Source organism: Mycobacterium gordonae (assembly GCF_017086405.1).
Taxonomy (GTDB): domain Bacteria; phylum Actinomycetota; class Actinomycetes; order Mycobacteriales; family Mycobacteriaceae; genus Mycobacterium; species Mycobacterium gordonae_D.
Window position 1 is genome coordinate 125,812 of sequence record NZ_CP070974.1, and the last position, 12,748, is coordinate 138,559.

Below are 12,748 nucleotides of genomic sequence, written 5' to 3' on the forward strand. Positions count from 1 at the left end.
CCATTTTGGGTCCGCGACGACGAAGCCCTGCGAGCAGCCGCAAACTGGGCGTCCTACGCCAGCAGCTGGCGGATGGCTGAATGATCGACGAGCATGGCCACCTGCGGCTGCACAGTGCCGAACACCTCGATCCGATCTGGCGCCTCTGGGACGAGCTGCCGGCACAGTGGCGCGGCCCCGTCGTCGGGCCAGGCATCCCCAACTGGGCCTCGATCACCGAGAACGATTGGCCGCATCTGGATCTGAGCGGGCTGCCCGACCCGTTCGCGGCGGAACTGGCGTGGATGGCGCACTGGCAGGCCAGCGACGGCACCCGCGTCTCGGTGTTGGCAATGGCCCAGCTGGCCAACATGATTCGGCGGGCCGTCAGCGCGGGCCGCGATATTCCGTCATCGATCCGGGCGATGGATTACGACGCCGCCGCGATGTTGCAGAGCTGGTTCTATCTCAGCAGGGGCAAGCGACTGCCCTCACCCCGAGGCCGGGCCCGGGTGCACGCACTGTTCGGTTTCGCCCGCCACGCCCTGATCGCCGCCAGCCACGACGGCCCGTGGTGGCAGCTGGACTTCTGGCACCCGCGCTGCGATCCGCGGATCCCACTGACCGATCGTGAACCAGTCGCTAACTACGGCTGCTCGCCCGGAGACGTCCAACTGCCGTGGCTGCGGGCCGCGGTGAAGTGGCACCTGGGCACGATGCTCGAATCCGGGGCGCTGCGCTGGACCAGCGTCAGCCAGGAACGCATGCGCAGCTTCCGCCGGTTCGATAACTGGCTGACCGGCAGCTTCGATGATCCCACCGAGATCCTGGGCGACCCGACGACCGCGGTCGAACAGGCGGCGGCATTCGCACGGTGGACCGCCGTGGCCGCCAACCGCGTCACCCGCCCATCCGATACCCGCCACCTCGGAAGAACCGTGCCCATCCGAGGAATCAACGACGACCTGCGAGCGGTGGCCGGCCTCCTGGACTTCATTGCCGCCAACCCCGCCGAGGCTCGCCGCATTCTCGGCATCGAGCCCTGGCACAGGGGCACTACCGCTCACGCGGCCAGCTGGTTCGGCCGGGTCACCCGGATACCGCATCAACGCGGCTTCAACGACGCGAACTACATCGACGACCACGCACTCGCGCAGATCACCGCCGCGCTGCCGCTGATCGGATTGCCTCGCACCGAGCAGATGACCATCACCCGCGGCGACGGAACCACCATCACCGCCAACGGACTCGACGACCCGCAAGCAATGCGGATGATCCTGCTGCAGATCCTCACCGGACGACGAGCCAGCGAAATCCGCACCTGCGACTTCGACTGCCTTTCGGCGGCCCCCACCACCACCACAGCCGCGGGTGAAGACCAAACACTGACCCGGTTCCGCTACGCACAAAGCAAGATCGACGTCGCACCCGACACCATCCTCGTTGACTACGAGGTCACCGAAGTCATTGCCGAACAACACCGTTGGCTGCACGCCCAGTACCCCGACAGCACCAGGCGATATCTGTTTGCCCGGCGTCTGGGCAACCGCCGCGGCGACAAACCCTATCCATCGGGCACCTACAACTGGGTGCTGCGCACCCTCAGCGACCTTGTTCACATCACCGACGCCAAAGGCCAGGTCGTCCGATTGAGCCACACCCACCGATTCCGCCACACCCGACTCACCCGGCTGGCCGAACTCGGGCTACCGATCCACGTCCTACAGCGCTACGCCGGGCACGCCACCCCCACCATGACAATGCACTACATCGCCGCCCGCGACGAACACGCCGAGCAGGCATTCCTGGCCACCGCCAAGCTGCGATCCGACGGCACCCGCATCCAACTCAGCAGCGACGACCACGACAGTCTGCACCTGTTCCGCCGCGCAGACCGGTTCCTGCCCAACGGATGGTGCATGCTGCCACCGCTGCAATCCTGCGACAAAGGCAACGCCTGCCTGACCTGCTCGGTATTCGTCACCGACCACACCCACCGAGACGTCCTGCAGCGCCAACTCCGCGAAACCACCAACCTGATCGACCGGGCCACAACAGAATTCGAACAACGACACGGCCACCCCATGCCCGACGACAACGTCTGGCTCATCCGCCGCCGCGCCGAACACTCCGCGCTCACCAAGCTCCTGGCCGCTCTGGACGACAAGCCCGGCGGCGCGACAGCGCAGTGTCATCGAACCAGCACCGGACCCATCCCGCTGACGCTCGACCTGACCGCCCACCGCAGGAGAAGCCCATGACCGACTCCCGGCAACGCCGCATCACCGCCCTGACCGAAGCAGCGAAAGTCAAGTCGCAGAACAAAACACGAGACGCCGAACAGGCCATCCGCCGACTCATCAAACGCGGCGACCCGATCACGTTCCAAGCCGTGCAACGCGAAGCAGGCGTCTCCCACGCCTTCCTCTACAACCACCCCGAACTGCGCACACGCATCGAGCACCTGCGCGGCACCCACCGCCAAGCATCTGCCGACCAGCCCGTCAACACCGACAGCACCCTCGTCATCACCCTGACCCGCCAGATCGCCGAACTCAAGAAACAGCACCGCCAGCAACTGCGAGCCCTCCGCGACGCCCTCGAACGAGCACACGGCGAGAACCTCGACCTACGACGCGAACTGGCCCGCCGCGGAATCCACCCCTCACTAAACGTCGCATCGATCGCAACAACGTCCTGAACAGGCAGAACGCAGACATCTGGCTCTCGAACCTTTGATAACACCCGGGCCGAGCAGCACCACGTTGCGGGACCTGGCCAGGAACGCACCCGTGCCTAGGTGGGCGACCATGTCCCGGTTCAAGGCCGGTTGGTGATCGAAGTTGAAGTCTTCCAACGACTTGCGCGTCGGAAACCCCGCCGAGCGGATGCGGGTCGCCGCACCGGAGGCTTCCCGGGCCGCGACCTCCCGGGAAAGCACCGCCGCCAGATACTCCTCATGAGTCCAGTTGGCGTCACGGGCTTGCTCGGCGAGCCGGGCGGCGGCGTCGCGGATGCGCGGCGCCTTAAGGGCCTGGGCGTAATGCAGGACGGATTTGATCGGATCCTCGGCCATGATCACGCCACCTCCCCGTCGGAAGTGACTGTTGCCGTGGTGAAGTCGACACCGAACGCGCGGTCGTAGTCGGCCAGATCACGGACCAGGTAATCACCGACCACCGGTGGTGGGCCGGTTTGGAACTGTCGACGCAATGCTGCGGCAGTCGCGACGTGGGTGGGATCGGTCAGCGTTTGTCGTACCGCCCAGCAGCGGTCATGAGCCGCCAGCTGGCGCCCCGCTCGGGTCACCACCACCTGATTCAAGGTGGTCCTCACCTCGACGAGCTGTCCGATCGCATGCGGGTCCACGGAGTAGTCGTTGCCGGCCACCCGCACGTAGTAGTCGCGCCCCAGCCGCACCGAGGTCACCGCCTCGGTGACCGGCGCCACGGGCGGCAACGCCAGCATCTGGGCTCGATCGCCGTCGAGGAAGTCGACCGGACGACCATCGAGGACCCGCACCCGACGGGCGTTGGCGGTCGGAAGCCATTGGCCCAGTTGAGTGTTGAAGTCCGCTGGCGAAGTGAAGCTGCGCCCCGGCAGGAACGAGGTCTCCAAATAGCGGTTGGCTCGCTCCACGATCCCCTTGGATTCGGGGTCATAGGGTTTGAGTTGCACCAGCCGCGACCCGAGCGTGCCCATCAACGCGGTGACCGGATCGGTCAACCGACCGCGGCGTCCGATCCCGGCCTCGTTGTCCCACCACAACTCATGGGGTGCCGCGGTGAAGCTGCCCGAGAGTAGCTGCCACATCCCGGCCACCAGGTCCATCGTCTGACGCGAGGGCAGCATCATTGCGGCGATGAACCGGGAGAACGCCGCGACCATCACCAGCACCGGCAGCATCGCCTCCTGGCCGAACCCGACCGCGATCCTGGGTGCCGGGAACCACAGGTCGCACTGAACCGCTCGCCCCGGAGGATGGTCGAGGCGGTCAACCGGATCGGCGAGCAGGTGCTCCGGGCGGATCGCTCGGACCCGCTCGCGGAACCAGGAGATCGAACCCGTCCACCCGACCCGCTCGGCGAGCACCGTCGCCGGCATCTGCGGATAGGCCGACAGCAACGCCCGGATCCGCGGCTCCACCTCGCTGATCGCCGACGGCGCCGAAGCTCGCTCGTACTTCGGTGGACCATCGCCGGCCAGCGCCCCGGCCACCGTGTCACGCGCGATGCCGAGCTGGCGTGCAATGGCCCGCTGCGACAAACCCTCGCTGCGATGAAGATGCCGGATCAACGCCCAGTCTTCCAAGGAGATCACCCATCCAATCTGATTGGGTGGCCTACTTTTCAACCGTTGCGAGTGGCCGGACTTTCAACCGTCGCCAACAACACTCAAAGCCGCAGCACTAAACCCGCTGTGCGGGCTCATCGAGGGAATCGCAGAACGGCGCCCCGGAGACTCCTCATAGGCTCAGCCGGGCAGACGTCAGATCCCCGCAACCGGCAACCCGAAAGAGGCGCAACAACCGATAACACCGACAGCCCTCCCACGTCCTTCGGGGACTACAGTCAGGCGTGGCTCGAACAGCGCCCGATCAGTAGCCGCACCCGCGCCCATTACCGGGGGCTGCTGAACAAACACTCTGCCGGCCTTCGCCACGACGACTCTGCGCGACATCAGTCCCGACGCCGTGGCGAACTGGTATGCCGTCACCGCCACCAGGACGACGACCACCCGAGTCCGTGCCTACGCGCTGCCTAGGCCGCGAGCTCCCCAATAATGTCGGCTCGCTGATCCAAATGGCCCTCTCCCACGCTGGGGATCGCTAGATCGATAAATTCCTGCCGGCACCCGGTGAAGCCCTATCCGCTTGCGAGGACATCCGTGCTTGTCTAGGCGACGTTGTCAGCGGGCGACTTCGATGACCTCGCCTTTGATGGCCCAGCCCGAACCTACTGGATCTGCGGCAAGTAATTCGCCAGCCACGCACCAGTGGTCTGCGGGGTCCCATTTGACCCCTCCCCGATACTTGGACACGAGCCGCGGCACGACGCCGAGCACCGCGCGGCGTTGATCGAGCAGGTGGTGCTCGATCTCCTCGGGATCTGCCGGAAGGATTGCTGCGATCCGTGCTGCGACCTCAGTCAGGTTTGCCGTGTCGGCATGGGCTTGGAACGCGGAAATTACTCCGTCGAAAATGCCTTTCACTAGGTTGCCCAGCACGGGCTGACGCCCGCTCGGTGGTCGGACATGGATTGTGACGGCGAAAGGTGTCTTGGGGGAGCACGCCACCTCGGCTACCGAGACCTGGCCGCGCGCTAGCGCCAGCCACACCTGTGAAAGCTTCTTCTCGCCCGCGAACTTGCCCAGGTCGGTCCAGTCGAACGAGGCGAGCGTCCGTGCTCGCCGCCAGTGGTCGAACGGGTCTGTGCACGGCGAGAGCGCATACCGGTAACAGAACGGATATTTGGAACCACCAGGTGCTGGCGGTACACCCTCGCCGTGCTCGAAACGGATGCCGTTGCAACCGGCGACTCTGAACGGGTCGATGTAGTAGAGCGCCAGGTTTTCGATGTCGGCGTTGGGAAGCTTTGGGCCGAAGAAGGTCGCATGCAGCACCTGTTCAGCCGACGGTACAAGCTGGCCGCAACGTCTCCGGATTTAGTTACGCAGTTGCTCTTGCCAGGCGGGTCGGTGCTCGAAGCGAATGTAGTCGTCCGCCCATGCCTCGACCGTAGGCTTGCCCGTCTCCGGTCCGCGGATTGAGGGGGGTCGTTCGAGCATCGGCACTGCGACGAGCGAGACCATCTTTGGGCTCTCGCCAGCACTGCGAGTGGCCGGCGGGCCAATGGCGGCGGGACGATCATCATCCGTTGTGTAGGCCGGGGAGTCGGCCGCGTGTTTGCTGTGCTGCTTTGAAATCGGTTCTACGCCGGCGCTTATCGGGCGGCAAGTCCCGCACGGGGAGATCGGCCGGCCCGCCATCTCGATCGCCCACTGCTTGAGGTCGGCCACATGCTCCGCGCACACTTTCACATACGGCCCCGTCCACGTGCTCCCGCCGGGGCTTTGACCAGAAATCGTCTGGCAGCCCGCATGATGCATGCGCGCCTGGGTCGCGTTGTGGCTGCGTGCGATGTTGATGACGTAACCCTCGGGGTGGGCCGCGAGCCAGGCCAGATAGCCGGCGTCGTCATCCCGGAACTCGGTCAATTTTTTCACGGCATACCATTGTGCCTTCGACGACCGACACAATCATGGTCGCCTCGGAATCCCCCAGCGCCGCAGCTCCGCACGGCGGAATCGGCTCACGCACTCGATCGGTCGCCCATTGTTCGACTCGGTCAACTGGATGGCGCAAACTTTCAAATATCGTCCGGTCCACGGTCCGTGGTGTGTGTTTGACCGCTGATCGTCCGGCAACCTGTACAGTGCACGCGCGCTGTTGTAGCGCTGTGGTCGCGTCGGATGTTGATCACGTAACCATCTGGGAAGGCGGCGACCCATCCCAGATAATGGGTGTCGTCGTCACGGAACTCATGCAGGCCGGTCCGCAGCCGAACTTGGTCTGGGTCGTCGTTCTTGTTCCATGACGCCAGCCGAGGCTCGACCCTCAGCTGCAGGGGGTTTTCAGGTCGGGCCTACCAACGCACTGCCCCAAGCTAACGCGTCACACCGACAAGTCCGCTTGTAACCTGTCGGCGCAGCGTGCTTATAAGTCGACGAGCGCGGGCTCGGACTGTTCGTCAACAACGCCCTGGCAACTCACTTTCCGCAGCAGACTCAAGCGCTTTTGGCCGCAGTCGATTCAAGCGAGTGCAAAGCGATTGATTCATCAGATGAATCAGCCTGAGCACTCTGGCACCAAATGACGGTGTCCGCATGCTCACTATTCAATTGCACTACTCCCCCGCCGGGGGACCGGGTCTGCGGAGTGCGCGAAAGCACCAAAACTCGTGCTGCAGCGACCAGTATCGCTGCAATCGTTGCGATGACCATCGCGGGACGTGTGCGCATTCGTGGCGCACTAGGCGATGACAAAGCAAGCTGTCTCAGCCGCAACCCGTTCACGCCGGATTGAAAGTATCGATCAACCATTTCCCACCTATGTTGGTAAGGCTCGTTCGAACAGCGCTCGATGTCGTCGTGGGTTCCGGTTTTTCGTTGCTGGTCGTTGTCTGATTGATGAAGAGAAGAATGGTGGCTTTGTCGTGTTTAAGTGACTCGACACCGGCTCGGACAACCGTAGCGCTAGTAGTTACCCCTCTTTCTCTCGCGGCTGGGGCGACAATTTGTTCGCTGAATTGTCTGTAGTACGAAAGGAAGTCCCCGGTGAGTGACGCCTCTGCGGCCTTGAAGTCTCGATCGAGGGTGTCGGGTGAATAAGTCAGGATCCTGACAGTTCCGGTCTTGGCTGCCTGGGTCGCGGCCAGCATATCGGCGGGGTGTTCTGCTGGTGCCGGTTGACTCTTAAGCTGCATCTGCCAGCCTCCGAGCGCAGCAGCAACGACGGTAAGGGCGGCAAGTGTGAGAGGTATCAGCCACCATACAGCGTGGCGCGAGTGCGGTCTGATCAAGGCACGAACTCCACTTTTTCTGCCTTATAGGCATCCCCGAGCTTCGCCACGGCGATCACTAACCGATAGTTGCGCGGATCATTTTTCGCTCCCGAGGCGTTTGTGACTTCGGCCGTCGCGGCGACCAATACCGTGGCTGTCGTGCCGTTAATTGAGTCGAGTGCGGCGCCTTGAACTGTTCCATTTGTGGTGACCCGTGACTCACTAACGGTTTTTTTGAAATCTGGGATTTTCGCTGCGAAGTCGTCGCGAAATTGCCCCGTCGATCCGTCCAGTATGCGCTGGATACCGATGTCCGGATTCTTGTAACTGAGACTTGTCAATGTCACAGTAAAACTCTTGGCGTAGTCGACGTAGGGCTGCCAGGTCGGCGGTGAAGTCGAAAGCTGCGGATTGGGGCGCAAGAACTGCGTGACCGCGAAGATGACAGCGCTAAGCAACAGCACGGACAGTAGCGCCGTGATGGGTATTGCCGCTTTCGCCAATGATCGCCCGGTGGAGGGCTGCAACTCGGCGGACCCGGGAGGAAACGCCGGCTGCGTGACAAAGGCTTCGTGCTGGATGTCGCTTCGCCCGAGCGAGTCTGGCGTATCGACTCGGCCGATTGAGGCCGCCAGCGTGTCGGACGGTCCCGCTAGGTGGTCTGTGATGGAAAAAGCTGGTGCGAAGGTCCCTGGCAACTCGGCGCTCGCTGCCGGTGTTGCTTTCGCGCCGGTCTCTCCGGGAGGCACAGCGGAAGGGGGCGAGGCGATATGAGTCGACAGCGCGGTACGCGCAGCAGTCGCTAAGTCTTCGGCAGTGAGGTAGCGCTGAGTTTGGTCCTTGGCCATCCCTGTAGCGATGACTTCGTCCATACGCACGGCAAGGCCGGAGGGTTGTGTTGAGAGTTTCGGAGGAGGCGCGGTCATGTGGGCGAAAGCGATCTGTTCGAGCGCCGTGGCGGGAAAAGGGAGTTCGCCCGTCAGGCATTGGTAGAGCACACATGTCAGCGCGTAAATGTCCGAGCTCGCCTCGGCTTGTCCGGTACTGAAACGCTCGGGTGCCATGTACGACCAGGTGCCGATTGTTGCCCCGGTTGACGTCAAGCCGGTCTCCCCGGCCGCGCGGGCGATACCGAAGTCGATTAGGTACGCGAAGTCGTTCTCGGAGACCAAGATGTTGGACGGCTTGATATCACGGTGCACCAGCCCAACTCGGTGGGCGGCGCCCAACGCTGCGGCGATCTGTTCAAGTATTGCCACGGCGCGAGCAGGTGCCAGCGGGCCGGCTTCAAGCAACGTTTGCAGATCCTGGCCCGAGATGAGCCGCATAGCTACGTATAAGCGGCCTTCAAGCTCGCCGATGTCGTAGATGGGGACCAGGTGCGGGTCTTCTAATCGCGCGGCAAGGCGCGCTTCGCGGCGGAAACGCTGCTTGAACTTCTCATCCTGGGCGAAGTGCGGCAACAACGTCTTGAGCGCTACGGTTCGATCAATCACTGTGTCCTGAGCGCGCCAGACTTCGCCCATGCCACCCCGACCGAGCAACTCAACAAGCCGGTATCGCCCAAATGGCGTGTCCTCCAACCCAGTCCTCCCAGCTGTATGCCTTTGCAGGAAACGATAGGTGCTGCAGTCGCTGGGAACCAAGGCTCGGACATAGCAATAGCTCAGGGGGTCGGCCCGTCGCTGGGCCCATCCCGCAGGCCAGCCATCGCGACAACGCCATCGACAACGCCGCACCAGGTGCCGCCGCCGGCCGAGTTTGAGGTTCCAGAGATAGGCGACGTACCGGACGGCGAGGTTAGTCTCGATTGCGAAAGAATGATGCCCAGAAAGGCCCTCGCCGTCATGGAGAACACGACCAACCCCGGCAATTCGCGACGCTGGCGCCCAGGGGCGCGACTGGGACACTATCGATTACGGCGATTATTGGGCCGGGGCGGGTTTGGTCAAGTCTGTGAAGCTGACGACACCAGGAGCTTCATCAGCGTGTAGACGCTGACCTGAGAGCCGGCCAATTCGGTGGCGTAGGTGGTCAACCAACGTCAGGACCGCCCCCCGGTTGGTATGCCGACCCGACGGGCGAGTCAGGGGTCCGTTTGGTGGGACGGTCAGGAATGGACTTCTACCGTCGGTTAGCTGACTGCCGCAGTTTGCACGACAACGGTCGCCGGCCAACCGCCACGGTTTCTGAAATCGCGGTAGGTAGCTGATTCAGACGGAGTCAAGAAGTGACCGTCAATGCGTTAGAGCGTCACGGACTGCTCTGGCTGAACGTCGATGCCGCACTGAACCAATAGATGAGCAAGCCGTTCGCGTCGATGAGTTCAATCCGCGCCTTGATCCGCTTGGCTTGTTCCCGGACACCGCTGGTGAAGCGCGAAGGTAGTGATGAACACGCCCCTGCCGCCCTGCTTGGCGACGACAAACCACTCGACAAACCGTTGATACATGATTTCGCGGGGTGCCCTCCTAGCGCGGCCGCTGCCGCGGCAGCTCGACCACGCGGCTTCGGTCAACGGCGGGGGAGTCCACCACGAACACGTCGCCGGAGAGGTCTACGGCGACTGCCGTCGGGTACTTCAAGCCGGTCAACGGCAGCTCGGTGGGAACTGGCGCGCCCGTGTCGAGCCGCAGCACCCGGTTGCGCAGGGTGTCGGCGACATAGATTCTGCCGGCGTCGTCGACCGCCAATCCCTGAGGTGAACTCAAGACCGGGAAGGGCAGCTGGATTTGGACGCCGTCGCTGCGGAGCTCCACAACGTGACCTGCGATCTTATCGACCACGTAGACGTCGTCGCTGGCGTCGACCGCGACGTTGACGGGTTCCTGGAGCCCGGTGAAAGGCAGCACGCTCGACTTAGCTGCAACGTGGGAGAGTTTCAGCACCTGGCTGGGTTCATGGGCGACCGCGTAGATCGCCCGTCCGGTTTGATCGATCGCCACTGCGTGCACGAAGCCGAGCCCGTCGAACGGCAGTGCTGAAGCGTTGGCGGCTCCCGACTGCAGGCTCAATACACGATGGTTGAGGGTGTCGGCCACATACACTTCACCGCCAGGGTCGACCGCCAGCCCCTCAGGGTAGGAGAGGCCCACGAACGGCAGTGCGATCGGTGCGCCGCCATCGTCGGCTAGCTTGTACACCGCGTCGTGCGAGGTGCTGGTGACGTAGACGCTGCCACGGATGTCCACCGCGACGCCGGTCGGATACGCCAGCCGCGAAGACGCCAATTCCTGCTGTTGCCCGTATTCGGCGGACAGGGAGCGTGGGGACGCCGGCGCGGCCGAACCCGGGGCGACCGGGCGCCGATCAGGGTGGGGTGACCACAGGTCTCGCGTGAAGAACGCTGCGGCACCCGCGAGCACCAGAGCGGCTGCGGCTGCCAGCACGCGACGCGTAGTCGTCTTTTTCGGGACAGTGGTCGGATACGACACGATCGGCAACGCGGCTCCCGGTGCACCCTGCGTCGCGTCCAAGGGGTCCCCGACCACCGGGGGACGGGGTCGGTGTCCGCGGACCGACGGCACCGCAGGCGGCTGATCCCCGCCGGAGCCGGCGTCCCGTAACGCAGCGGGGGTTAGTGCCGCGGCGGCGGCTTCGGCGAGCGCGGTGGCGGATTGGTAGCGGAGGTCGGGATCCTTGGCCATGCCGGTGCAGATGACCTCATCGAATCGGGCGGACAGGTCCGGGCGGAGCAGCGACGGGCGGGGCGGTGGTGTGGTGAGGTGCGCGGCGATCAGGTGGGCGCTCGTGCTACCAGCGAAGGGGGGTTGACCGGTGAGGGATTGATACAGCACGCAGGTCAGCGAATAGATGTCGGCACGCGCATCCTCGTGAGCTGAAGGGTTCAACCGCTCGGGTGCGATGTAGGCGAAGGTGCCGATGACGTTGCCGGACTGCGTCATTCGCGTCTCGTCGGTCAGACGGGCGATCCCGAAATCGATCAGATACGCGAAGTCGTCGTGATCGAGTAGGACATTTGACGGTTTGACGTCCCGGTGCAGTAGGCCGGCGTCGTGAGCGGCGCCCAACGCCTTGGCGACCTGCTCAGCCACGCGCACGGCGCTGGCGGGTTGCAGCGGCCCCTCCGCGAGCACGGTGCCCAGGTCGCGGCCCTCGACGAGTCGCATGTCGACGTAGAGGTGGCCGTCGATCTCGCCGTAGTGATGAATCGGTATGACGTGCGGGCTGTTCAGCAGCGCCGCGGCGTGCGCTTCACGCCGGAAACGGAGTTGGAACTCCGGGTCCGCGGACAGGTGTGCGTGCAGCAGCTTGATAGCAACGACCCTGTCGGTGTCGGTGTCGTGCGCACGCCACACCTCGCCCATGCCGCCGCGGCCCAGCAACGTCAACAACCGGTAGCGCCCGAACAGCCGCCCGCCTTGCACGCATCCTCCCGAACCCGTTTCATGGACACCTTAATCAGGGTTCAACGCTCTTGGACACACGTAGCGCCCAGGCTGACTCACCCCGCGGATCAGAACAACGTCTGAGGATCTACAACCACAGTGAGCCATCAAAGATTGACGCCATACCCGGCGTTCCTAGGTTGCTGACCATAGCCTTCAGGCAGCAATCTGTCACGGTAACAGAAAGCCCTAGGCAACAGTAGCTTTCGTCAAATATCGCGCATCGATGTGCACTGGGCGAAAAGTGTTTGCGGACCAGGCTTTTGCGTTACCGTGACGCATGCGGATTGTTGCACGCCCGCCTCAGTCGAGGTAGGACGCGAGCAGACGTGATGATCCGGCCGTCGCGGTCGCCAACCAACCGCAACCGGAGACCCGAAAGAGACGAAAGAATCGACATCACCGGCGACCCTCCCACGGCATTCGGGGACTACAGCCAGGCGTGGCTCGAACAGCGCCCGATCTGTGGCCGCACCCGCGCCCATTATTGGGGACTGCTGAAGAAGCACATTCTGCTGGCCTTCGCCACGACGACTCTGCGCGACATTAGCCCCGACGCCGTCGCGAACTGGTATGCCGTCACCGCCACCAGTACGCCCACCACCCGAGTACATGCCTACTCGGTGCTGCGGACAATCATGCAAGATGCGTTGGCTTGCAATATGATCGATACCAGTCCATGCCAGGACACAGGGGTCGGGTCTGCTGCACGAATAGGTGACACCTTGACCTGACCTACCGTTCGGGTTCCAGGTTCGGTGACTAAGTGATGACGGCCTGTACGAAAGGCTGACCGTC

9 protein-coding genes and 1 pseudogene are annotated in these 12,748 nt (G+C 63.7%); 3 read left to right on the plus strand and 7 right to left on the minus strand.

All coding sequences use genetic code 11. From position 1 onward, the window contains the following. Nucleotides 1-80: 80 nt before the first annotated feature. Both JX552_RS31200 and JX552_RS31205 read left to right on the plus strand, forming a co-directional pair. Nucleotides 81-2,240, plus strand: coding sequence for a tyrosine-type recombinase/integrase (locus tag JX552_RS31200; protein ID WP_205878799.1), 2,160 nt, complete (start codon nucleotides 81-83; stop codon nucleotides 2,238-2,240). Then, nucleotides 2,237-2,680 (plus strand): DUF6262 family protein, encoded by a 444-nt coding sequence (locus JX552_RS31205; RefSeq protein WP_205878800.1) that lies wholly within the window; start codon nucleotides 2,237-2,239, stop codon nucleotides 2,678-2,680. Before JX552_RS31200 ends, JX552_RS31205 begins: the two co-directional genes overlap by 4 nt. Before the next feature lie 45 nt (nucleotides 2,681-2,725). Here the strand turns inward: JX552_RS31205 and JX552_RS31210 are convergent. The 7 genes and pseudogenes from JX552_RS31210 to JX552_RS31240 all read right to left on the minus strand — a co-directional run. Then, a pseudogene (locus JX552_RS31210) lies at nucleotides 2,726-3,055 on the minus strand (ATP-binding protein); the annotation flags it as partial. Nucleotides 3,056-3,057: 2 nt separating this feature from the next. Further along, nucleotides 3,058-4,299 carry an IS21 family transposase gene (gene istA, locus JX552_RS31215; protein ID WP_205873161.1) on the minus strand — a complete coding sequence of 414 codons (1,242 nt, stop codon included), beginning with the start codon at nucleotides 4,297-4,299 and terminating at the stop codon, nucleotides 3,058-3,060. A 588-nt stretch (nucleotides 4,300-4,887) separates the two neighbouring features. Further along, nucleotides 4,888-5,601: a hypothetical protein gene (locus JX552_RS31220; protein ID WP_205878801.1), complete on the minus strand. Its 714-nt coding sequence runs from the start codon at nucleotides 5,599-5,601 to the stop codon at nucleotides 4,888-4,890. A gap of 42 nt (nucleotides 5,602-5,643) precedes the next feature. Next, nucleotides 5,644-6,204 carry a hypothetical protein gene (locus JX552_RS31225; RefSeq protein ID WP_205878802.1) on the minus strand — a complete coding sequence of 187 codons (561 nt, stop codon included), beginning with the start codon at nucleotides 6,202-6,204 and terminating at the stop codon, nucleotides 5,644-5,646. 845 nt (nucleotides 6,205-7,049) lie between these two features. Next, on the minus strand, nucleotides 7,050-7,463 hold the full coding sequence (locus tag JX552_RS31230) for a hypothetical protein (protein WP_241011293.1): 414 nt from the start codon (nucleotides 7,461-7,463) through the stop codon (nucleotides 7,050-7,052). A 92-nt stretch (nucleotides 7,464-7,555) separates the two neighbouring features. Continuing rightward, on the minus strand, nucleotides 7,556-9,124 hold the full coding sequence (locus JX552_RS31235; protein WP_205878804.1) for a serine/threonine-protein kinase: 1,569 nt from the start codon (nucleotides 9,122-9,124) through the stop codon (nucleotides 7,556-7,558). An 888-nt stretch (nucleotides 9,125-10,012) separates the two neighbouring features. After that, a complete protein-coding gene (locus JX552_RS31240; protein WP_241011294.1) occupies nucleotides 10,013-11,929 on the minus strand; it encodes a serine/threonine-protein kinase in 1,917 nt (638 codons plus the stop codon). Nucleotides 11,930-12,282: 353 nt separating this feature from the next. On the opposite strand from JX552_RS31240, the gene JX552_RS31245 reads away from it, so the two are divergent. Further along, on the plus strand, nucleotides 12,283-12,684 hold the full coding sequence (locus JX552_RS31245; protein ID WP_205878805.1) for a hypothetical protein: 402 nt from the start codon (nucleotides 12,283-12,285) through the stop codon (nucleotides 12,682-12,684). Nucleotides 12,685-12,748 lie beyond the last annotated feature (64 nt).